At 50.7% G+C, this 21510-nt stretch carries 19 protein-coding genes; 15 read left to right on the top strand and 4 right to left on the bottom strand.

All coding sequences use genetic code 11. The annotated features are described in order from the left end of the window. Nucleotides 1-55: 55 nt before the first annotated feature. From GBK04_RS08810 to GBK04_RS08800, 3 genes are read left to right on the top strand one after another with little or no spacing between them, the layout of a single operon-like run. Entirely contained in the window at nt 56-1156 is a 1101-nt protein-coding gene (locus tag GBK04_RS08810; RefSeq protein WP_152758724.1) for a WD40/YVTN/BNR-like repeat-containing protein, read from the top strand. A gap of 57 nt (nt 1157-1213) precedes the next feature. After that, nucleotides 1214-1480: a type II toxin-antitoxin system HicB family antitoxin gene (locus GBK04_RS08805; protein ID WP_152758722.1), complete on the top strand. Its 267-nt coding sequence runs from the start codon at nt 1214-1216 to the stop codon at nt 1478-1480. Nucleotides 1481-1494: 14 nt separating this feature from the next. Then, a complete protein-coding gene (locus GBK04_RS08800) occupies nt 1495-1698 on the top strand; it encodes a type II toxin-antitoxin system HicA family toxin (protein ID WP_152758720.1) in 204 nt (67 codons plus the stop codon). Between the two features lie 65 nt (nt 1699-1763). Here the strand turns inward: GBK04_RS08800 and GBK04_RS08795 are convergent, their stop codons facing one another. Next, the gene (locus GBK04_RS08795) at nt 1764-2771 is read right to left on the bottom strand and encodes a YpdA family putative bacillithiol disulfide reductase (RefSeq protein ID WP_152758718.1); all 1008 of its coding nucleotides are present in this window, start codon (nt 2769-2771) and stop codon (nt 1764-1766) included. A 110-nt stretch (nt 2772-2881) separates the two neighbouring features. Between GBK04_RS08795 and GBK04_RS08790 the strand changes: the two genes are divergently transcribed. Next, nucleotides 2882-3934: an aminodeoxychorismate synthase component I gene (locus GBK04_RS08790; RefSeq protein ID WP_373330841.1), complete on the top strand. Its 1053-nt coding sequence runs from the start codon at nt 2882-2884 to the stop codon at nt 3932-3934. Further along, on the top strand, nt 3876-4487 hold the full coding sequence (locus tag GBK04_RS08785; protein WP_152758716.1) for an aminotransferase class IV family protein: 612 nt from the start codon (nt 3876-3878) through the stop codon (nt 4485-4487). The genes GBK04_RS08790 and GBK04_RS08785 overlap by 59 nt, the downstream gene beginning before the upstream one ends. A gap of 6 nt (nt 4488-4493) precedes the next feature. Here GBK04_RS08785 and GBK04_RS08780 read toward each other — a convergent pair whose 3' ends face one another. Further along, nucleotides 4494-4892: a type II toxin-antitoxin system VapC family toxin gene (locus tag GBK04_RS08780; RefSeq protein ID WP_152758714.1), complete on the bottom strand. Its 399-nt coding sequence runs from the start codon at nt 4890-4892 to the stop codon at nt 4494-4496. Beyond that, nucleotides 4892-5110, bottom strand: coding sequence for a DUF2281 domain-containing protein (locus tag GBK04_RS08775; protein WP_152758712.1), 219 nt, complete (start codon nt 5108-5110; stop codon nt 4892-4894). The genes GBK04_RS08780 and GBK04_RS08775 overlap by 1 nt, the downstream gene beginning before the upstream one ends. 198 nt (nt 5111-5308) lie before the next feature. Between GBK04_RS08775 and priA the strand changes: the two genes are divergently transcribed. The 10 genes from priA (at nt 5309) to GBK04_RS08725 (ending at nt 20903) form a co-directional block, all read left to right on the top strand. Then, nucleotides 5309-7816 carry a replication restart helicase PriA gene (gene priA / locus GBK04_RS08770; RefSeq protein ID WP_152758710.1) on the top strand — a complete coding sequence of 836 codons (2508 nt, stop codon included), beginning with the start codon at nt 5309-5311 and terminating at the stop codon, nt 7814-7816. A 90-nt stretch (nt 7817-7906) separates the two neighbouring features. Beyond that, a complete protein-coding gene (gene pyk, locus GBK04_RS08765; RefSeq protein WP_152758708.1) occupies nt 7907-9343 on the top strand; it encodes a pyruvate kinase in 1437 nt (478 codons plus the stop codon). Between the two features lie 297 nt (nt 9344-9640). Continuing rightward, on the top strand, nt 9641-10009 hold the full coding sequence (locus tag GBK04_RS08760) for a BlaI/MecI/CopY family transcriptional regulator (RefSeq protein ID WP_152758706.1): 369 nt from the start codon (nt 9641-9643) through the stop codon (nt 10007-10009). Nucleotides 10010-10068: 59 nt separating this feature from the next. Continuing rightward, nucleotides 10069-11904 (top strand): TonB family protein, encoded by a 1836-nt coding sequence (locus GBK04_RS08755; protein WP_373330840.1) that lies wholly within the window; start codon nt 10069-10071, stop codon nt 11902-11904. 136 nt (nt 11905-12040) lie between these two features. Beyond that, the gene (locus tag GBK04_RS08750) at nt 12041-14026 is read left to right on the top strand and encodes a TonB family protein (RefSeq protein ID WP_152758702.1); all 1986 of its coding nucleotides are present in this window, start codon (nt 12041-12043) and stop codon (nt 14024-14026) included. 37 nt (nt 14027-14063) lie between these two features. After that, a complete protein-coding gene (locus GBK04_RS08745) occupies nt 14064-14981 on the top strand; it encodes a TonB family protein (RefSeq protein ID WP_152758700.1) in 918 nt (305 codons plus the stop codon). A 79-nt stretch (nt 14982-15060) separates the two neighbouring features. Continuing rightward, nucleotides 15061-16806 carry a TonB family protein gene (locus tag GBK04_RS08740; RefSeq protein ID WP_373330839.1) on the top strand — a complete coding sequence of 582 codons (1746 nt, stop codon included), beginning with the start codon at nt 15061-15063 and terminating at the stop codon, nt 16804-16806. 103 nt (nt 16807-16909) lie between these two features. Continuing rightward, nucleotides 16910-18790: a TonB family protein gene (locus tag GBK04_RS08735; RefSeq protein WP_152758696.1), complete on the top strand. Its 1881-nt coding sequence runs from the start codon at nt 16910-16912 to the stop codon at nt 18788-18790. Nucleotides 18791-18816: 26 nt separating this feature from the next. Beyond that, nucleotides 18817-19266 carry an energy transducer TonB gene (locus GBK04_RS08730; RefSeq protein ID WP_152758694.1) on the top strand — a complete coding sequence of 150 codons (450 nt, stop codon included), beginning with the start codon at nt 18817-18819 and terminating at the stop codon, nt 19264-19266. A gap of 182 nt (nt 19267-19448) precedes the next feature. Further along, nucleotides 19449-20903: a Gfo/Idh/MocA family protein gene (locus GBK04_RS08725; protein ID WP_152758692.1), complete on the top strand. Its 1455-nt coding sequence runs from the start codon at nt 19449-19451 to the stop codon at nt 20901-20903. Between the two features lie 74 nt (nt 20904-20977). Here GBK04_RS08725 and GBK04_RS08720 read toward each other — a convergent pair whose 3' ends face one another. After that, entirely contained in the window at nt 20978-21370 is a 393-nt protein-coding gene (locus GBK04_RS08720; protein ID WP_373330838.1) for an ExbD/TolR family protein, read from the bottom strand. Nucleotides 21371-21510 lie beyond the last annotated feature (140 nt).

Here is a 21510-nt window from a genome sequence, read left to right as displayed (position 1 = left end):
AAAATAAAGCAAGCGACAGAACAAGGTACCTTACTCTCAATTCTCTGAAACAACCATGCGCTTATCAATTCACTCAGGTTGGATACTTTGCGGCTTACTGTGCATTACGCACGCAACTTTTGCCCAGTGGAAAGTCCTGAAACTCGACACTCAGGCCAATTTCCGGGCCGTACACGCGCCCCAGCCCAACGTGTGCTGGATCGGGGGCAGCGGCGGTACCGTCCTGCGCACCACCGATGGCGGCGAGGTATGGGATATCATGAAGGTACCCCAAGCCGATTCGTTGGATTTTCGGGGTATCTACGGCTTCGACCGCGAAACGGCCGTAGCCATGAGCGCGGGCGTAGCCGAGGAGGGCAAGGCGCGTATCTATCGCACCGAAGATGGTGGCGACTCTTGGCAGTTAGTTTATCAGACAACGCAGAAAGGCGTTTTTCTGGACGGTATTTCTTTCTGGAACAATAAGGAAGGCATCAGTTTCGGTGACCCGATTGAGGGGCATTTTTTTATCCTAACCACCGACGACGGTGGCCGTACCTGGCAGGAGCTTCCGTTGGAAAACCGTCCCGTAGCTCAGGAAAAGGAAGCGGCCTTTGCGGCCAGTAATAGTTCGTTGCTTACGGTTGGGAACCATCAAGCCTTCATCGGAACGGGCGGGGCTCCGATGGCTCGGGTACTGCGCTCCGAGGATAACGGACGTACCTGGCAGGCTTCGGAAACTTCCTTGCCGGCTGGTCCGACGAGTGGAATATTTGGTTTGCAGTTCTGGTCCAACAAGCATGGTGTTGCCGTGGGAGGCGATTATAAGGATGTAGATAAAAAATCGGCCAACGTGCTGCTAACCCGCGACGGCGGCGCAACCTGGCAACTTACTGACAGTATGGTACCTCCCGGCCTGAAAGAAGCTGTGGGGTTGTATCATTCGCAGTTTGTGAAATATGCCGGCGGGCAGCGCCCTACTCGGCATCGCTACCGGCTCGTGGCCGTGGGGGCCTCCGGCAGCGGCTACTCCACGGATTTTGGCAAAAGCTGGTCGCTGCTTGGCAAAGAACCCTTCCACGCTACCAGCTTCGCCGGGCCCACCGGCTACGCCGTAGGTGGCAAGGGATTAATCGGGAAATTGGAGAAATTCCCTAAAAAGCGGAAGAAGCGATAGAAGGCTAAGCGTTTTTTTTTATATTGGAATCTTGCTTTAACACAAAATTTTACAAATATGGCTGATCGAACTTACAGGGTTGTTATCAATAAAGATGAAGATGGAACCTATGTCGCTGAGATTCCTACGCTGAGACACTGTGTTTCTTATGGCTCTACTATGGAAGAAGCGATGCAAAACATTCGAGAGGCATTAGAGGGGGTTTTACTTGTCATGGAAGAAGAAGGCTTACCAATTCCTGATGATAACAATGTCGTTGAATACTCTATTAACGTACCTGCTTCATTATTCTCTCGCTCAGCTTCTGACTTTGCTACCTCCTGACCTCCTGACGTATAATGAATCAATCTCCCAAAAACTTGATTAGGGTCATGGAATCAAAAGGGTGGATAGTAAAGAGGATTAGCGGTAGTCACCATATCTTGTACCATCCCGAAAGGAAGCAAACAATGCCAATTCCGGTACATGGCAATAAAGATATTCCGAGTGGCCTTTTTAAGGCCATTCTCAAAAAAACAGATACAAATTCGAATGAATTATAGTCCTATGGGGTTGTGAATAATCACAAATTCTCTTACTATAAACGCATTGGCTTCCAACGCCAAAACTAAATCCGTTCAATCAACTCCTTCACCACCCGTACTTCGCGGCCTGAGAGGTGGTCGGCGATGGCGGCGGCGTGGTCGCGGCCATTTTCGATAAATACTTTTTCGGTAAATACGCCCGCCATTACGGTACCGCATAAGTACAGGCCGGGCACGTTGGTTTCGAAGGTTTCGCGGTCGTACACAGGTACCTTGCTTGCCGGGTCGAGTTCCACGCCGCAGCGGTGCAGCAGGTGTTCGTCGGGAATGTACCCTACCAGCAGAAAAACAAAATTGGCGGGTAGCCACTCCTGCTCACCCGTCACGGTGTTTTCGATTAAAATCCGATCGGCTTCGATGGCTTTGGCGATGCTGTTGAAACGGGTATTGATCTTGCCTTCTTTTACCCGGTTTTTCACATCGGGTACCAACCAGTACTTGACCGTCCGGCGGAAGTCCTCTTCTTTGTGGACAATCGTAATATTCACATCGTGGCGGTAGAGTTCCAAAGCCGCCTCGACGGCCGAATTGGAGCCGCCCACAATCACCACATTCGTGTAAGAATACCGGAAAGGCTCATCATAATAATGCGACACGTGCGGCAGGTCTTCACCCGGAATATTCAGCAGCCGGGGTATGTCGAAATAGCCTGTGGCCAGTACGACGTTTTTGGCGTGAAAAGTTTCGCCGGTGGTCGTGTACACGAAAAAAGTACCATCGTCCTGTTTCTCTGCTCGATCTACTTCTACAAACAATTTAAAATTGAGGTGATAGTAGCCGGCCACCTTGCGATAGTACTGCAGGGCCTCGTCGCGGTTGGCCTTCACGCCCGAAATAGGGAAGGGGATACCACCGATTTCGATATTCTCGGCGGTGGAGAAAAAACGCATCCGTTTCGGATAGCGCCGGATGGACTCGGTGACGCTGCCTTTTTCCAGAATCAGATGATCCAGTCCGCTTTTGGCAGCTTCTATTCCCATCGCCAGGCCGCAGGGCCCGCCACCGATGATAATTACGTCGTGTAGGTGCATGAATTTTTTCTAAAAATACACCTACCCAACACCCGGTGCGGTCGAATGGTTTCTGAACTTTGCGCGAAACCGGGCTGTTTAAACAGCATCTTGTAAACCGACCGGGTACCTTGTCTGATTCTATATTACATCCAAACGATCTGTTTGTAAAGTGTCTCAACGACTGGGGGCGCAAGGGTACCCCGTTTGTGTTTCTGATCGATTTTTTGGGAAAAGAGCCCCGCGCTTGGCGGCTGAATGAAGCCGACCCGGCGGAACTTCGCTTCGACCTGAATGGCATTACTAATGAGGCACCCCTCGTTTCTTCATCAGAGGTACCCCCTTATTATTTTCACAAAAATCCCATATCGCTGGACCAATATCGCTCACGCTTTGAGCAGGTAGTGAAGAACATTCAACGGGGCAATTCCTTTTTGGTCAACCTGTCGGCACCTACCCCCATCGAAACCAACCTCTCGCTTTCCGAAATTTACCAACATAGCCGCGCGCCGTACCGTTTTTGGCTGCGGGATCGGTTCGTGTGTTTTTCGCCCGAGATTTTTGTCCGGATTCAGAAAAACCGTATTGCATCTTTTCCGATGAAGGGTACCATTTCGGCGGAGGTACCCCAGGCGGAGCGCATCATTCTGGTCGATGCTAAGGAAGCCGCTGAGCACGCCACCATTGTGGATCTGATTCGGAACGACCTGAGCCGCGTTGCCGATAAAGTGTGGGTGGAGCGCTACAGGTACCTCGATCGCATTGCCACCAATCAGGGTACCCTATTACAAGTCAGCTCAGAAATTGCGGGACTATTGCCCGACGATTTTGCCGGCGCTTACGGTGATTTACTGCTAAAACTCCTGCCGGCCGGTTCCATCAGCGGCGCGCCCAAACCTGCTACGCTGAAAATAATCCGGGAAGCCGAAGGCTACGAACGCGGCTACTATACGGGCGTCATGGGCGCTTTCGATGGTGAGGTTTTTGAAAGTGCGGTTATGATTCGATACATCGAGCAGCAACGCGACGGGCTTGTCTTTAAAAGTGGCGGCGGCATCACCGCCCGCAGCCGGACCGAAACCGAATACCAGGAAATGATCGATAAAGTGTACCTACCCTTCGCACATGAACCTACCTACCCCGTGCTTCGAGACGATTTGCGTGCAGCAGCGCCAGTTCAGTGATTTAATGCCCTACCACCAGGCGCGCCTCAACCGCACCCGGCGGGAATTGTACGGTATCGCCGAGCCACTGAATTTGCGCGATATTCTCGAAATCCCAGATACAGTGGATGCAGGAAAACACAAATGCCGCGTAACCTACGGACCGGATATCGTAAACATTGAATGGGAAAGGTATTTGCCGCGTTCAATCAGCCGCTTGCAATTGGTGGAGGATAATACCATCGAGTACGCCTATAAATACAAAAACCGTGACCACCTGAATCAGCTCCACGCCCAACGCGGCGACTGCGACGATGTACTGATTGTCAAAAATGGCCTGATCACCGACACCTCCTACGCCAACGTCGCTTTGTTCGATGGCTCGTCCTGGTACACACCCAAGGTACCCCTCCTTCCTGGTACGCAGCGAGCCCGTTTGCTGGATGAAAGGGTACTTATTCCGAGGGAAATCAGGGTAGATGATCTATCTCGGTACAGCGAAGTGAAGTTGTTTAATGCGATGGTAAGTTGGGAAGAAGGAGCGCAGTTAGCAGTAGAGAAAACGATCAGGTAGGGTAAGTTACGTTTCTATTAGTGCAATCTGAGCAGTGTAGAGTTTGAAATTTTTGTCAGCCGAAATGATGGGAATATTTTCGGCAAGAGCCGTAGCGATGAGTAGCCTGTCGAAAGGGTCACGGTGGTCGGTAAAAAGTGGAATCTGATCGTAGGCGGCTATATGCTCTACATTCACCGGCAATAATGCGAAACCATCCCGCAAGAGTTGTTGCACAATAATAAGAGTCGGCCACGAGAGTTTAGGAAGCTTGCCAATTTTCTGCTTGATGACTATTTCAAAGAGACAAATATGGGGAATCAAAACGTCATTATCAGGATCGGTCAGCAGGGTACGAACTTTATCGCTAATTGATTCATCAAGCAATAACCTGATCAGGATTTGTGTATCAACGATTAACCTCATCACACATAATCTTTAAGATCATCGAGCGGTTCGTTGAAATCTTCCGGAATGCTTCCCCCTAAACTTTTTAGACCACCCAGTGTCCGCTTTTTCTTTCGAAAAGAGTGTGTTGTCTCTTCTAAAAAAGTCACCAACACCTCTGCTTTCTCCACATCAGGCGCGGGTTCCAGCAGGGTGAGTTTTCCGTTTTCGTAAATACCTTTTATGGCCGTATACATAGCGTATGCTCTTGTTTAAATTGTTCAGTTTTGACTCATCTCCTAACTCCCTGAATCCACAGCAAGTTATCCAATTTTATCCAGAAAATAAAAGGCCTCGTCGGCAGCAAGCGCAAGCTCCGTGCCCGGTGCAACAGGTACCATCTACTCAAAAGTTTGTACCTTGCACCCTGACCTGAAACAGAGGTAGTACCCCCCATGTACGTACAGAATTCCCTCCCTTTTGAAGAAGAAACCACGGTTTTTGCGGACCTGATCCTACCCGTTCCCATCCCGAAATTGTTTACCTATCGGGTTTCGCGGGCCATGAACGGTTTGATTAAGGTAGGAGCGCGGGTGATTGTGCAGTTTGGCAAAAACCGCGTCATTACCGCCGTAGTAGGTAAGCTACATAACACACCACCCACTAATTATCAGGCCAAGTACATCCTCGAACTCCTCGATGAAGAGCCGCTTGTGATGGCCAGCCAACTGGAACTGTTCCGCTGGATGGCCGAGTACTACCTATGTACCATTGGTGAAGTCATGAACGTGGCCCTACCGTCGGGCCTGAAAATCACCAGCCAATCCAAGGTACAGTATAATCCCGACTTCGATTACGCCGAACTGCTTACCGAAGAAGAGGTAGGTCTGCTGGAAGAAATAAAAAAGCATCAGGCCCTCTCTTACGAAGAAGTCGCCCGGCTGGTAGAGGATACCAACGTCAACGCGGTGATTAAGTCGTTGGTGGGCAAGCGGGCGGTCATCCTGTTTGAACAGGTCAAGGAAAAGTACAAGCCCAAGATCGCCCGCAAGGTGCGGCTCACTCCCGCCTACGCTTCAGGAGCGGCGCTGAATGTTCTGATGAAAGAACTGGAAAAACAGCCCAAACAGCAGGAGGTACTTTTAAGGTACCTCAGCTTCGTGCCTGTGCAGAACAATCCGGCTCTGAACCAGAAAGGACTGGATAAGGCGGTCTTCACCCAAGAGGAGAATTCGCTTTCATCCTCCCTAAATACGCTGATGAAGCACGGGATATTCGAGCCATTCGAAATTACCGTGTCGCGCTTTGCTGACATTCCCGATACGCCTACTGTAGAAATCAAACTGAGTGCAAGCCAGCAGGGAGCCGTGCGGCAGATTCAGGAGCATTTTCAGGACAAGGAGGTGGTGTTGCTGCACGGCATCACGGGCAGCGGCAAGACCGAGGTCTACATTCACATGATCCGGCAGGCCCTCGAAAGCGGCACGCAGGTACTGTTTCTATTACCTGAAATCGCCCTAACGACCCAGATCGTGGTGCGCCTGCGCAAGGTGTTTGGTGACAAGATGGGTATCTACCACTCCAAATTTTCGGACAATGAGCGGGTGGAAGTCTGGAAGGGCATCATCGAGGGGAAATTCCAGTTCGTGGTGGGCGTACGTTCGGCCGTGTTTCTGCCCTTTACCAATCTCGGCCTTATTATCGTGGACGAAGAGCACGAAACTTCCTACAAGCAATTCGATCCCGCGCCGCGCTATCATGCCCGCGATGTGGCCGTCGTGATGGCTTACATGCACCACGGCAAGGTACTGCTCGGCTCGGCTACCCCTTCGCTGGAAAGCTACTACCACGCCCAACAGGGGCGCTACGGGCTGGTGGAAATGTTTGAACGCTACGGCGATGCGGCCTTGCCGGAGTTTCTGCTGATCGATATAAAACTCGAGAAAAAGCAGCGTAAGATGAAGAATGAATTCTCGTCGGTGCTACTGGACTACATGCAGTATAATCTCGAACACGACGAACAGACGATCCTCTTCCAAAACCGACGTGGCTACTCGCCTTATATTCAATGCGAAGAGTGCAACTGGATCGCTGAATGTAACAATTGCGACGTCAGCCTGACCTACCACATGAAGGTGGCCGAATTGCGCTGCCATTACTGCGGGCACAAGGAGCAGGTACCCCGTACTTGTCCCAATTGCGGTTCGCCGAAGGTGAAGACGATGGGCTTCGGGACCGAAAAAATTGAGGATGAACTGCACCTAATTTATCCCAACGCCCGCGTGCAGCGCATGGATATGGACACGACCCGCGCCAAAAACGCCTATCAGCAAATTATTCAGGATTTTGAGAATGAGCAGATCGACATTCTGGTAGGTACCCAAATGGTGAGCAAGGGGCTGGATTTTGGTAATGTGAGCGTAGTAGGCATCTTCGACGCCGACCGCATGATCCATTTTCCGGAGTTTCGCGCTTCGGAGCGGGCGTTCCAGATGCTGACGCAGGTAAGCGGACGCGCGGGCCGCCGCGCCGGACGGCCCGGTAAGGTGCTGATCCAGACCCACAATCCTGCCCAGGAAATTCTGAGCTGGGTGATCCAGAACGATTACCGGCGGATGTACGATACTGAGATCAGCGAACGCGAGCAGTATAATTATCCGCCTTTCACGCGCCTCATCAAGCTGATTGTGAAGCATACCGACCGTGATACCGCGCAGCGGGCCGCCGCCCAACTGGCCGAAAAACTGCTGGCCGAACTCGGCCCCAGTCGGGTACTTGGGCCCGAGCCACCGCTGGTGGAGCGCGTCCGAAATCAGTTTTTGTTTGAGATTCTCATCAAACTTGAACGGGAAAAGATTAATTTTAAGGCCGCAAAGTCATTCATCCAGGACAAAGTCACCGATATTTTGACCGATAAAACCCTGAAAAATATCAATGTCGTGGTGGATGTAGACAGCATGTAATTCAATTGAAAGTTGAAAATTGCTTACTGTGTAAGTTTTGTCACTCCTACTGATTTTCAACTTTCCCTTTTCAATATTCAATTAGCAAAAATGTCTTCCAAGAAAACCAAGATTGTTGCCACCGTTGGCCCTACTTCCGAAAGTAAAGATCAGTTGCTGGCCCTGGCCCATGCCGGAGTCAATGTGTTCCGCCTTAATTTCTCCCATGGTACCCACGCCGACCATCTCGAACGCCTGAACCGCATTCGGGAAATCAATGATGAGTATGGCCTGAATCTGTGCGTATTGCAGGATTTGCAGGGCCCCAAAATTCGTATTGGCAATGTGGCTGAAAAAGACGGGGTACTCATCACGTCGGGTCACAAGCTGATTCTGACGAATGTGGAAGTACTGGGTACGGCCGAAAAAGTGAGTACCCCTTACGACGGCATGTACAACGACGTGCAGATTGGCGACCGCATCCTGATGGATGATGGCAAGCTGGAAGTGAAAGTGACAGGCATCGATAAAAGCGATGTGATAACCGAGGTAGTATACGGCGGTTATCTCAAATCCAAGAAGGGGGTCAACCTACCCAACACGCAGGTATCGATGCCTTCCGTCACCGAGAAAGACTACGAAGATCTGGAATTCGGGCTGGAACACGATGTGGAGTGGATCGCGCTGTCGTTCGTGCGCCGGGCTTCGGACATTCAGGAGGTAAAGGATTATATCAAGTCCAAAGGCAAGGATACCCGTGTGGTGGCCAAAATCGAGAAGCCTGAGGCCATTACTAATATCGACGAAATTATCGCCGTTACGGACGGTATCATGGTAGCGCGCGGGGACCTGGGCGTGGAACTGCCCGCCGAAGAGGTACCTATGATCCAGAAAATGATTGTCGAGAAATGCAACAAGGCGGGCAAGCCGGTGATTGTGGCTACCCAGATGCTGGAAAGTATGATCGAAAGCCCGCGCCCGACCCGTGCGGAGGTCAACGACGTAGCCAACTCGGTGCTTGACGGTGCCGATGCAGTGATGCTCAGCGCCGAAACTGCCTCGGGCAGGTACCCTGTATTAGCCGTGGAGAACATGACCAAGACCATCGAGCAGGTGGAAAAAAGCGGCGACATCTACTTTAAGTACCACGCCCACGTGAACGAAAAACCTGGAGCAGATAAACTGAACGACAACGTGGTGATGAGTGCCTGCCGCCTGGCCCGGGACACCAACGCAAGAGCTATCATTGGCATTACGCGTTCGGGCTACACCGCCCAGCGTCTGTCGCACCACCGCCCCAAAGCCAACTTGCTGGTTTTTACATCCAACCGTCGCCTGATGACTACGCTGGGACTTTACTGGGGTACCAAGGCCATCTTTTACGAAGGTGAAGAAACATCCTCCACGGATGACCTGATCGACGACATCAAGCAATTCCTCGTCGAGCGCGGCGAACTGGCTTCCGGTGATGTGTTTATCAATACGCTGAGTATGCCCATCTCGCGTCACCGCAAAACCAACGCCCTGAAACTAAGCGTGGTGGAGTAGTTTTTTAGCACGCAGTTGAAAAGGTACCTTCTTACTAAGGTACCTTGCGACTGGGGTACCTATCAGAAAGTAAACTGAAAGTACTCAATTGCCAGAGGCTTTGGCCTTTGGTTAACTGAGAAAAGCTTAGAATTTTTTTCGGCCAAAAAGCCGCTTTGCGTTTCGCAAAGCGGCTTTTTGCTTTTTCTAATCAACTAACTTATATAAAAAACTAATCATTTAGTTTTGAAACTAACTGAATAGTGATAACTTTGAAAAAGTAAACCATTTCAGTACCTACTAAATTAATACACCCCTATGGAAATTCGCTCACTAACCCGCGCCGAGGAAGAGATCATGCTCATCCTGTGGCAAATGGGTAAAGGTTTCGTCAAGGACGTACTAGCCGAAATGCCCGAGCCCAAGCCGGCCTATAATACCGTTTCGACCATCATCCGCATTCTGGAAAAGAAAGGCGTGGTGGGCTACACGGCTTACGGCAAAACCCACGAGTACTATCCGCTCATCAGCCGGGCCGAGTACAAGCGCTATGAGATGAAGCAGTTGATGGAAAACTACTTCGACAATTCCCTGCCGCAGCTGGTATCGTTCTTCGTAAAAGAAGAATCGCTCGACCAAAAGGAACTGGATGAGATCATGAAAATCATGAAAAAGGGGAAGGAGTAATGGATATTTTGATGCTCGGCGCTCGACCTATGCCCTAAAACTAAACTCTTAAAATGATCATGGAATTACTCATCTATGTTGCCAAACTCAGCGCGTACTGGATTGCGCTGTACATTTTATACGCACTTTTCCTGCGCCACCACACGTTCCTGCGCTGGAACCGTACCTATCTGCTCGGTTCGCTGGTACTGTCGTTTGCGTTGCCGCTGGTGCAGTATCCCGAATCCGCTCCGCCTATGCCCGTCGTGTACCAGGTTTCGGCGGTATCGTTTTCAGTGGTCACAGCAGCCCCATCGCCTTCGCTATTGACGTGGGAAAACCTGGTTTGGCTGGTCTATGGCATCGGCGTAGTGGTGATGTCGGTGCGGTTGGTCCAGCATTTCCGCCATTTGAATTCATTTCTGCAAGAAGGCGAATGCATTCCGATGGACCATTATACCCTGGTTTTGCTGGGTGATAACCAGACCCGTACCGGTTCTTTTTCTTTCATGAAGTGGATCTTCATTAGTCCTGCCGACTACGCCCATAATTTCGATACGATTCTCAGCCACGAATTAGCTCATGTACGGCAACGGCACAGCTGGGACATTCTTTTTTTAGAAATCCTGCAAGTAGTTTTCTGGTTCAATCCGATTTTGATAATATATAAGAAAACTATACAACAAGTTCACGAGTACCTGGCCGACCGGCAGGCGGTCCAGGAGCAGACCCAGACCGACAACCGCGACCGCTACGCCGAGTTTCTGGTATCGTATGCTTTGGGCGCCCCTGCCAGCATGTTGACCAACCAATTTTTCAATTCTAAACTCTTAAAACCTCGAATCGCTATGCTTTACAAAAACAAAAACTCGAAATGGTCACTGGGCAAGTACGCCGCCGTGGCTCTGCTGGTGGGCTTTGCCTCGCTGATGGTGGCCTCCTGCGAACGCGAAGTAATGCCTACCTCCGCCAATGGCGAGGCTATGGTTAAAGGCGATATCAATATCACGGGTATCGTCAACACTCCCGACCACAAACCACTGCGGGGAGCAGTCATCACGGATAGTAAGGGTAAGAAAGGCGCAATCACCGATGAAGCCGGAAGGTTTTCGCTCAAAGTTCCGGCGGGCAGCGCCCTAACGTTGAGCCACCCTGACTATGGTCAAATAATCATGGGTATTAGCGGAAAGTACAAAAATACAGACTATGACCTCACGATGCCTTCCAAAGGCGACAAACCCAGCAACATGGTGTCCACGCCGTCGGCAGATGGGCAGTCCGTGAAAATTACTGGTCAAACCTCAACATTCGGCGGTTCGCCCATTTTCACAGTAGTCGAGAAAGCTCCCGAATTTCCCGGTGGGATTCAGGCGATGTACAAATTTCTGGGTGAAAACATCAAGTACCCCGAGGCAGCGGCCAAAGCCAATGTACAAGGGAAGGTATTTTTGACCTTTATAGTGACCAGCGAAGGAGAAATCAAGGATATTCAGATTATGAAAGGACTGGGCTTTGGGGCCGACCAGGAATCGGTTCGCGTTATGTCCAAAATGCCGCGGTGGGAACCGGGTATGCAAAGCGGAAGGCCTGTCAATGTGCGGTATAACCTGCCTATTGCTTTTCAATTGGATAATACTAAGGAAATAAAAGCCAATGAAAGCGCTAAGAAAGTTGGACTTGTTGAGCAAGGTACCCTCAATGGTCCATCAACCGAGGGCCCGACTATGATTTACACGGGTGTAGGCCAGGCAAGAGTCGTGATTGATGGGGTGATGCAAAAAGAAGGCTACGATATCAAGGAGGTTGGTCCTGATAATGTACAGAAAGTCAATGTTTTGAAAGGCGAAAGCGCCACGAAAGCCTATGGTGAAAAAGGGGCCAACGGAGTAATAGAGATTTATATGAAGAAAAAGTAAAGCCTCCGCTACTCGTGCCACGGCTATGAGCCGTGGCACGAGTAAAAAAAGCTCATGGATCTACTGAGGGTACCCTGAGAAAGAGGCAAAGTATAGTCCTTGACCTTTTATCCATCGACCATTCAACCCTAAACCTATGGAACTGGCTACCTACTTCGGTGAAGTGAGCCTGTACTGGCTCCTGCTGTACGGCTGCTACTGGCTCGTGCTGCGTCGTCACACCTTTTTTGTGCTCAACCGTGTCTACCTGCTCGGCGCGCTGGGAGTGGCATTTATATTGCCTCAGGTACCCTACCCCGAGGTAGCTCCGCCCGTACCAGGGGTCGTGTATGAGATGGCCACCCAGCCGATTGAAACCATAATCGTAGCGCCGCAAAATGCTATGGCGCTACCCTCTGCGGTCACTGAGCCGTTCCCGTGGGGTACCTTTCTTTGGATGGTTTACGTGCTGGGGGGGCTGGTAATGGCAGTCCGCCTGTTCCGCCATATTCGCCAGCTTTTGACTTTTATCCAGCAGGGTACCTACCTGGACATGGACTTCTACCGCCTCTGCTTGCTGGAGAATGACCATCTGGGGTCCTTCTCATTCCTGAACTATATCGTCATCAACCGCACCGACTATGCCGAGAATTTCGACACCATTCTGAGTCACGAGCTGGTACACGTGCGGCAGCGGCATAGCTGGGACATACTTTTGGTGGAGGTACTTCGGGTGGTTTTCTGGTTCAATCCGGTTTTGATTTTGTATAAAAAATCATTGCAGCAAGTCCACGAGTACCTTGCTGATCGGGAAGTGTGCGCCTGGGACGCCACACCCCGCGACCGCTACGCCGAGTTTATGGTTTCGTATTCGTTAGGAAGTCCGATGGCGGCACTGGCTAATCCCTTTTTTAACTCGTCATTTCTAAAAGACCGCATCATGATGTTGTACAAAAACCGAAATTCAAACTGGTCGCTGGGCAAGTACGCCGCCGTTGCCCTGCTCGTTGGCTTTGTATCGCTATTGGCCGCTTCCTGCGAACAGAAGGCGGGGAAGGTTAGTGAAGCCGATGAAAGTACAGCTGCTATAACGGATAAGGAGGTCACAATTGAAGGAATGGTAGTTAGAGATGATCAGATGCCTATTCCAGGAGCTTCGATAGAAGTAGAAGGAACAGAACTAATTACAAAAACGGATTCTGATGGCAGATTTAAAATAGTAGCTCCTGTCGGCGGAAAGGTAGTGGTTGGTTATCCGGGCTTTAACTCCTTTTCGTTTAATGTTTTGAAAGAAGAGAAAAAGGTAGACTACCTCTTGGAATTAAGTACAGATTCACCTGGTTCCTATTCATCTGTACCTTTCCCCGGAGAAAATGGGCCATTGGTTTACGTTAAGGGAAATGTATCTGGTGCCGATGGTAAACCACTTCCGGGAACTTCTGTTACAATAAGGCACACACAAAGGGGTACCACTACCGATAGTAGAGGAGAGTACAGAATTGAAGTCCCCAAGAAAGGATGGTTGGAATATTCTTTTACAGGCTATAAAAAGGCAGTGGCTATAATTGAGGGGCAAGGTACTGTCAATGCCACTTTGATCCAGGACGGATTGCCCAGCTCTTCTACAGCCCGGTGGGTGTCAGCTAGTGTAGAGAAAGATATAGGCTCTAAATATGCGATTTCTCAACCTACCCTCAACTCCCCCCAAGACTCCGTATATACTGTCGTCGCTGAAAACCCCGAGTTCCCCGGAGGGATCAAAGCCATGTACCAATTCATTCAGGATAACGTCAAGTACCCCGCCGCCGCCCGTCGGGCCAATGTGGAGGGTAAGGTATTCCTGACTTTTGTGGTACGGGCCGATGGAGCAATTACACAAGTCAAAATTCTGAAAGGTAGGGGTTTTGGTACAGACGAGGAGGCCATTCGCGTGGTGTCGGCCATGCCCAAATGGAAGCCCGGCGAATTGGATAATGGCCAGAAAGTCAACGTGAAATACAACCTTCCGATTTCGTTTGTACTTCCTAAAAAAGAAAAGGGACTTTCGGCGCGTTCGAAAAAATCCAAAGCAAACGTAGTTGCCACCGAACAATCAAACAGCGTAAACACTGAGGTGGATAGGCTGGTTGGGTTGAAGTTTTGAAATGAGGAAAGGAGCTGAAGCCTAAACCCAAAGACTCATGAAAGCCTTACTCATCCTGCTATTTATTTTTACGCTGCCAGCGGCTTGGGCGCAAAATTCCGCCTTCGAGGGTTTTGTGTACGACGAGCAGGGTGAACCTATCAAAGACGTGATGGTGAGCGTCCTGAATATGGGGCATGGGTACACCATGACGGATGCTACGGGCTATTTTTCCCTGGCTAGGGTAGATCCTGACGACAGTCTGGTAGTTGACCACGTGGCCTACGGACGAATCCACGTAGCCGCTGCCGGACAAAAGCGGATGATCATCCAGTTACCGCGCAGACAGGATAGGTTGCTTTCCTTTACATTGGTGGACTATTCCACCCGCCTTGATCCACCTCCCCCCATTCGAAATATGTTTGGGGAGATCGAAAAGCCGGGAATGGTGGCCCTAAGGATGCCTCCGTCTTACTTAGCGGGAGATCTGGGCCTGGTTCAATTCCTGGCCAAAACGATGAGTTACCCCGCCGAGGCTGCAAAAAATGATATTCAGGGTATGGTAGAAATCTCGTTTGTCGTCAATGAAAACGGTGATATCCGTAGCCCGCGCATTACCAAAAGTCTGGGCTACGGCTGCGATGAGGAAGTGATGAAAGCCGTGCTATCCATGCCGCGCTGGCACCCCGGCATTCAGAATGGTAAGACGGTACCCGTACCTTTCACGCTGCCCGTTTGGTTTGTTCTGAAAGAAAAGTCTTCGCCATCAGCTACCTCCGGAAGTACGGAAACCCCGCCATCGGACCCGGTTTTTATACTACACGGAAAAATTGTACAAGGGAAGGAAATAGGCGATGGCTTGCAGGGTTTCGGTATCAAGAAACTGGAGGCTTTTAAAGGCAAAGCGGCCACTGATCAATTCGGTGAACAAGGTCAGAAGGGGGTAATCCTGATTACTCCAAACACCCGAGACTGAATCTATGCGAAGCCAGCTGTGCCAGGGCTTTGAGCCGTGCCACAGCTATCATTTCATAAAAAGACTAGTTACTAACCACATGGAAATCCTCACCTACATCGCCAAAGTCAGCCTCTACTGGGTAATCCTGTATGCTTGCTACTGGCTCGTGCTGCGCCGTCACACCTTTTTCATCCTCAACCGCACCTACCTGCTGGGCGCACTGATTGTATCCTTAGGCTTACCATTGGTGAATTATACCGACACTGTCCCACCAGTTCCGGCGGCGGTTTATGAACTGACTGCCCTGCCGCTGAAAACTGCGACGACTGCGGTAGTAGAAACTACTTCGGCTCCAGTCTCCCGCATTGTAGCAAATACTGATGCTCCCACCGACTTGCCCTTCCCGTGGGCAGATGTTTTAGGGGCATCATACCTGGCCGGTGCGTTGTTTATGCTGGGGAGGCTGGTGTTTCAAGGCCGGGTGCTTTTTTCCTCCATCCAAAAAGGTGAGCGGATTGACATGGAAGACTATACGCTGGTTCTTTCGCACCCTGGTGACCTGGGCGTGCGCGGTTCCTTTTCGTTTCTGCGCTGGGTTGTCATTAGCCCCGCCGATTACGCCCATAATTTCGACACTATTCTGAGCCACGAGCTGGTGCACGTACGGCAGCGGCACAGTTGGGATATTCTGCTGGTGGAGGTACTGGGGGTACTTTTCTGGTTCAACCCGGTTTTGATTTTGTATAAAAAATCGTTGCAGCAAATCCATGAGTACCTGGCCGACCGTGAAACCGCCCTCGCACGCGAAGCTTACGCCCATTTCCTGCTAGCCTACGCGCTGAACAATCCGGCGAATATGCTGACCAATAATTTCCTAAATCCTTCCCACTTAAAAAGCCGCATTATGATGCTTTACAAAAACCGAAACTCAAATTGGGCACTGGGCAAGTACGCCGCCGTGGTCGTGCTGATAAGTTTCGTATCGTTAATGATGGCTTTTAAGCCAGCCGTTGTGAAGTCCGATCTTTCTAAAAACGATACGCTTTCTATTCCTTCTGAGAGTACTATAGCCAAATTAGAAGAAAGGATAATTCTGGCTGGGGTAGGAGACACACGATTCGGTCAGTTCATTCCTAACCTATTTTCTGACGAAATTCCGTTGAAATCCGAGCCTGAACAATTTGCTTACCACTTTATTAGAGACAAAAATTACTCCCCTTCGTTTCCTGGTGGAAACGAAGCCATGCAGAAGTTCATGGGCCAAAAGGTAACCTATCCGGCGAGCGCAGTCCGTTCGAATGTGCAGGGGAAAGTGCTGCTGAATTTTGTGGTTTCGGAGGCCGGAGAAATACAAAATGTGGAGATTTTGAAAGATCCGGGCTTCGGGCTTAAAGAAGAATCGCTACGGCTTATAGCTGCCATGCCAGCTTGGGTACCCGGCCAGAAAGATGGTAAGAACGTAGCCATGCATTACGAAATGACGCTTGATTTTCAACTGTCTGATTACAAAACAATCGTTGCACCCGCCAAGGTAGGTACCCTGGAGACGCAGGTGAATCTGGATGGAGAGAGAAGCCGTGTGGCGGTAGTCAAATATTACCCCAAATACAACCGGGACCGGCGTACCGTAAACTATCGCATATTCCATAACGACACCTTGCAAAATGCCCTGTACATTTTGAACGCTATGCCCATGAAAAACCGGGATTTCATGAAAGACCTCACGATGGACGAATTGCAATCGGTTAGGGTACTCAATAGTACTACGGCCCGGCGGCTCTACGGTGAAAAAGGAGCAAATGGGGTTGTGCAGGTTTTTACCAAAAAATCGGACAAGAACTAGTTTCTGAATGGAGCAAGCTGTGGCACGGCTCAAACCCGTGCCACAGCCATTCGAAATCCATATATAGAATATGATTATATAATAAGACAAGCCCACGCGTCACATGGAATTCTTCATTTACCTCGGAAAAGTAAGCTTGTACTGGATCGTGCTGTACGGTTGTTACTGGATTTTGCTCGGCCGCCACACCTTTTTCGGCTGGAATCGTGCCTACCTGCTTGGGGCTTTGTTGCTGTCGTTGGGTTTGCCGATGGTACAGTACCCCGAAGCGGCTCCCGTGATGCCGACAGTCGCCTACGCTGCCGCAACACTACCCGTCGCAGTGAGTGCGCCCCCTGCTTTTGTGGTGTATTCTCAATCCGAGGAAGTGATGCTTTCCTGGCCGGTACTTTTGTGGGTTGTGTATACAGTCGGAGCGATGTTGCTGCTTGTCCGGCTGGGGCTACAATTCCGAACGCTCTTTTCGTTTCTGCAAAAAGGCGAACGCATCCCGATGGATGGATACATGCTGGTCTTGCTAGATGACGACCGTACTGGTTCTTTCTCTTTTATGAAATGGATTGTCATCAATCGCACCGACTACGCCGAAAATCTTGACACTATTCTGAACCACGAGCTGGTACATGTACAGCAGCGGCACAGCTGGGATATACTTTTGGTGGAGGTACTTCGGGTAGTTTTCTGGTTCAATCCGGTTTTAATTTTATACAAAAAATCGTTGCAACAAATCCACGAGTACCTCGCCGACCGCGAAACCGCTATATCACGCGACGGCTACGCCCGTTTCCTGATGGAGTACGCCTTCCACACATCCGTACCCGACCTGACCAATCAATTTTTTACATCTTCCTTCGTCAAAAACCGAATTACCATGCTTTACAAAAACAAAAACTCGAAATGGGCCCTGGGTAAGTACCTCGCCATAGTCCCGTTGGTTGGCCTCGTACTGATGCTTACCGCCGCCCGCGAACGCGTTACGGATGCACTGGGAAATAATACACGGGTTTTGCCCTCGGCCACTTCTTCGCGGGCACCACTACCGGAGGTACCCCTGGCCGAAACCACAACGGTGAAAGGTACCGTCCGTAGTTCCAAAACCAAAGAACTCTTGCCGGGTGCCAACGTCATCGTGGCAGGTACCTCACGCGGAGCTACCACGGATGCCAACGGGGCCTTTGAGCTAAAAGAGGTACCCCTCGACAGCAAACTGGCGATCAGCTACGTGGGGTACGAAACGAGGGTGGTGGAGATCACCAAGAAAAATCAGGCCGTGAATGTGGTGTTGGCATGGCAGCAGAATCCTCTGCAAGATGTGGTGGTGGTCGCCTACCCCCCGATAACAGGATTGAAACCTCAACCCGGTGCCGATAATACCCCATCGAGCCCAGCCAAAGATGGATTCACGATAGTAGAACAAATGCCCGAGTTTCCGGGTGGGATTCAGGAAATGTACAAATTCCTGGGCCGCAACATCAAGTACCCTACCGACGCGGTACGGAACGACGTGGAAGGGAAAGTGGTAATTGCCTTTACCGTGAGCGAAAAGGGCCGTATCCGTGATCCGCAGGTGACCCAAAGACTGGGCGATGGCACCGACGAGGAAGCCCTGCGCGTGGTGCTGAATATGCCCTCCTGGAAGCCCGCTCAACAGAATGGGCGCCCGGTAGCGATGGAGTATGTGCTACCGATCGAATTCAAACTGGAAAAGCCTGAATCAAAAGAAGACAAGGAAAAGCGGCAGGGGAACGCCACCAAATACTTTAATTATCAGATGCCTGAGTTCAAGTTTGAAAATGCATTTGATTCCGGCTCGCCGGCAAGCATCAGAGATTTGGGTGCGCCGGAAGTCAATATTCCCGGCATGGGGGGTACCTCAAGAATGCGGTTTTCCAATTATTCTCCTTATTCTTCCCAAAAGGTATTTTCTGATGTGACTCCTCCGACCATGATCATTTTTCCCGCTAGCCGGTTCAAGAAAGATTAATCTAAGGTACTTATGAAGGAAATACCATGAAAAAGAAACTGCTAACGCTACTGGCGGCCTGCGCCCTGACTTTTTATGGCTGCAACAATAACTCGGAAATGGCCTCGGGCACCAATCTTGAAACGGAAAATTCCCCGCTCGACGAAAAGGTATATACCCTAGTGGACGAGCAACCCGAATTCCCCGGCGGCTTTCAATCCATGTACGAGTTTTTGGGCAACAACATCCTGTATCCCGAACAGGCCAGGAAAGCCAATGTACAGGGCAAGGTATTTCTATCTTTTGTGGTAAGCTCCACCGGCGAAATCCGCGATGTGAAAGTCCTGAAAGGCGTCGGTTATGGCCTGGATGAAGAAGCCGAACGCGTGGTGAAAAAGATGCCGAAATGGCAACCCGGTCGGGAAGATGGTAAGGAGGTGGCCGTAAGGTACAACCTGCCGGTTGTCTTTCAGTTGAAAAAGCAACCCACTATCTAACTTTCCGATAAACCTGACGGCAAGTCTTTCAGAAGAAGTGCAAAAATCGCAAGCGTAGAATCGAAAGGTTCTGCGCTTTTTCGGTTTAGAAGTGGCAACTCTGCGTAGCCTTATTTCATACTCCGGCCGTATTGTAATCGGTCGTCCTACTTTTCCAGTATCCAACTAAACCCTTTCCGCTCATGAGTGAACCCAAGAAACCCACTGATCAACCTACCCGCCGTACTTTTATCAAAGCCTCGTCGCTGGCGGCGGCTTCCTCTTTTTTCATTGTACCCCGCCATGTATTGGGCAAGGGGTACGTCGCGCCCAGTGATAAACTCAACATTGCCGGGATTGGCGTAGGCGGTAAGGGCAAAAGCGATCTGGCCAATTTTGCCAAAAGCCCCAACGTCAACATCGTGGCGCTGTGCGACGTGGACGACCGGCAGGCCGTTACCTCGCGGGAGAGTTTTCCCAAGGCTACCTACTACAAGGATTTTCGGGAGATGCTCCGCAAGGAGAACAAGAACATCGACGCCTGCTCTATTTCCACGCCCGACAACACGCATGCCGTAGCTACCCTGGCCGCCATGCAGCTAGGCAAGCACGTCTATACCCAAAAACCGCTGACGCATGACATCTACGAAGCGCGGATGCTGGGACAAGCCGCCAAAAAGTACAAGGTGATTACTCAAATGGGCAATCAGGGTGGTTCGGGCAACGGCGTACGCCGCATGAAGGAACTCTACGAATCGGGGATCATCGGCGATGTGCACAAGGTACTTTGCTGGACCAACCGCCCCGTGTGGCCCCAGGCGGTACCTACCGACAACGTCGATCCGGTACCGAAAGAACTGGATTTTGACCTCTGGCTGGGTCCTTCGCCCAAGGTACCCTACAACAAAGAGTACCTACCCTGGAACTGGCGCGGTTGGTGGCCTTACGGTACGGGCGCGTTGGGCGATATGGCCTGCCACATCATGGACCCGGTCTACCGCATCCTGCCCATCCTGTACCCTACTTCGGTGGAATGTAGTGTGGGAGGTACCTGGACGTTCACCCTGCGCGAAAAAGACGATAATCCCGCCTGGACACCCTTCACAACGTCGATTCACCTTGATTATCCCCGCAATGATGGCAAGGGCAATATCAAGGTCAGCTGGTACGACGGCGGCATTTTGCCCGAACTCCCCGAAGATCTGCTGCCCGGCGAAGCCTTCGGCAACTCCGACGGCGGGGTACTTTTCATTGGGTCAAAAGGTAAGCTGATGGCCGACTGCTACGGTGCCAATCCCCGGCTGGTACCTTTGAAAGCCAACGATATTGTGAATGTTCCGGAAACCATCGCGCGCGTACCCGACGAAAACCACTACCTGCAATGGGTCAATGCCTGCCTGGAAGGCTACGGCAAGGGCGTTACGAGCTCGCCGTTCGAATACGCCGGGCCGTTCACGGAAAGTATCCTGATCGGCAACCTGGCGATTCGGAGCTGGATGCTGCGCGACAATCCTACGGCCAAACGTGCCGTAGATAAGTATACGGGCCGCAAAAAGCTGTTCTGGGACGCCCAGAATATGAAGGTGACGAATTACGACGCAGCCAACCAATTCGTCAAGCGCGACTACCGCGACGGCTGGGGCGACTTGAAAGTTTAGCTTTACCTACATAGAAAAGCCCCGGAACGTCTGACGTTCCGGGGCTTTTTTGTGAAGATTGGGTGAGAATCTTTTTAACGCGCCGTAGCCATTACCATTTTGATATCCAGCTTGGCGCCGATTTCCAGTACGTCTACCAGGTCCTGTACTGCCAGATTCTTATCTACCCGCAGTACCACGGTACGTTCCTCCACATTGGCAAAAATGGAGGCTAACTGCGATTCCAGTTGTCCAACCGGAATTGGGTCCTTATCAATGTAGTAATTCTTCTGTTCGTCCACCGACAAGGTGATCTGCTTCTTATAGACCTGCTGCGACGACGATGCTTTGGGCAGCATCAGCTTGATGACGTTCGGGTTGGCCATCGTGGAGATGATCAAAAAGAACAGCAGCAGGAAGAACATGATGTCGTTCAGCGAGTGCGTGAACACTTCGGGTGCAAACCGGGCTTTTCTGCGTATTTTCACGTCTGTTAGATATGAGTTATGAGATATGAAGGATGAGATACCTGAACCGATATGCTGGTATTCATATCTTCTGAATTTGTTTTAATGGCCAAGTTCCGGTATTTGCGTTGCAAATCATGGAACTCTAAACGAGGAACTAC

It is taken from the genome of Salmonirosea aquatica, from assembly GCF_009296315.1.
Lineage (GTDB): Bacteria > Bacteroidota > Bacteroidia > Cytophagales > Spirosomataceae > Salmonirosea > Salmonirosea aquatica.
The sequence above is the reverse complement of the archived record's forward strand: the minus strand, read 5'-3'. Positions and strand labels throughout refer to the sequence as shown.

What these genes read in the sequence shown, in the direction of transcription:
- GBK04_RS08740 (WP_373330839.1), top strand. Translation starts at nt 15,061, where the DNA reads ATGGAAATCCTCACCTACATCGCCAAAGTCAGCCTCTACTGGGTAATC.
- GBK04_RS08750 (WP_152758702.1), top strand. Translation starts at nt 12,041, where the DNA reads ATGGAACTGGCTACCTACTTCGGTGAAGTGAGCCTGTACTGGCTCCTG.
- GBK04_RS08725 (WP_152758692.1), top strand. Translation starts at nt 19,449, where the DNA reads ATGAGTGAACCCAAGAAACCCACTGATCAACCTACCCGCCGTACTTTT.
- GBK04_RS08755 (WP_373330840.1), top strand. Translation starts at nt 10,069, where the DNA reads ATGGAATTACTCATCTATGTTGCCAAACTCAGCGCGTACTGGATTGCG.
- GBK04_RS08775 (WP_152758712.1), bottom strand. Translation starts at nt 5,110, where the DNA reads ATGTATACGGCCATAAAAGGTATTTACGAAAACGGAAAACTCACCCTG.
- GBK04_RS08810 (WP_152758724.1), top strand. Translation starts at nt 56, where the DNA reads ATGCGCTTATCAATTCACTCAGGTTGGATACTTTGCGGCTTACTGTGC.
- GBK04_RS08780 (WP_152758714.1), bottom strand. Translation starts at nt 4,892, where the DNA reads ATGAGGTTAATCGTTGATACACAAATCCTGATCAGGTTATTGCTTGAT.
- GBK04_RS08745 (WP_152758700.1), top strand. Translation starts at nt 14,064, where the DNA reads ATGAAAGCCTTACTCATCCTGCTATTTATTTTTACGCTGCCAGCGGCT.
- GBK04_RS08785 (WP_152758716.1), top strand. Translation starts at nt 3,876, where the DNA reads ATGAACCTACCTACCCCGTGCTTCGAGACGATTTGCGTGCAGCAGCGC.
- GBK04_RS08730 (WP_152758694.1), top strand. Translation starts at nt 18,817, where the DNA reads ATGAAAAAGAAACTGCTAACGCTACTGGCGGCCTGCGCCCTGACTTTT.
- GBK04_RS08800 (WP_152758720.1), top strand. Translation starts at nt 1,495, where the DNA reads ATGAATCAATCTCCCAAAAACTTGATTAGGGTCATGGAATCAAAAGGG.
- GBK04_RS08805 (WP_152758722.1), top strand. Translation starts at nt 1,214, where the DNA reads ATGGCTGATCGAACTTACAGGGTTGTTATCAATAAAGATGAAGATGGA.
- priA (WP_152758710.1), top strand. Translation starts at nt 5,309, where the DNA reads ATGTACGTACAGAATTCCCTCCCTTTTGAAGAAGAAACCACGGTTTTT.
- GBK04_RS08760 (WP_152758706.1), top strand. Translation starts at nt 9,641, where the DNA reads ATGGAAATTCGCTCACTAACCCGCGCCGAGGAAGAGATCATGCTCATC.
- pyk (WP_152758708.1), top strand. Translation starts at nt 7,907, where the DNA reads ATGTCTTCCAAGAAAACCAAGATTGTTGCCACCGTTGGCCCTACTTCC.
- GBK04_RS08795 (WP_152758718.1), bottom strand. Translation starts at nt 2,771, where the DNA reads ATGCACCTACACGACGTAATTATCATCGGTGGCGGGCCCTGCGGCCTG.
- GBK04_RS08735 (WP_152758696.1), top strand. Translation starts at nt 16,910, where the DNA reads ATGGAATTCTTCATTTACCTCGGAAAAGTAAGCTTGTACTGGATCGTG.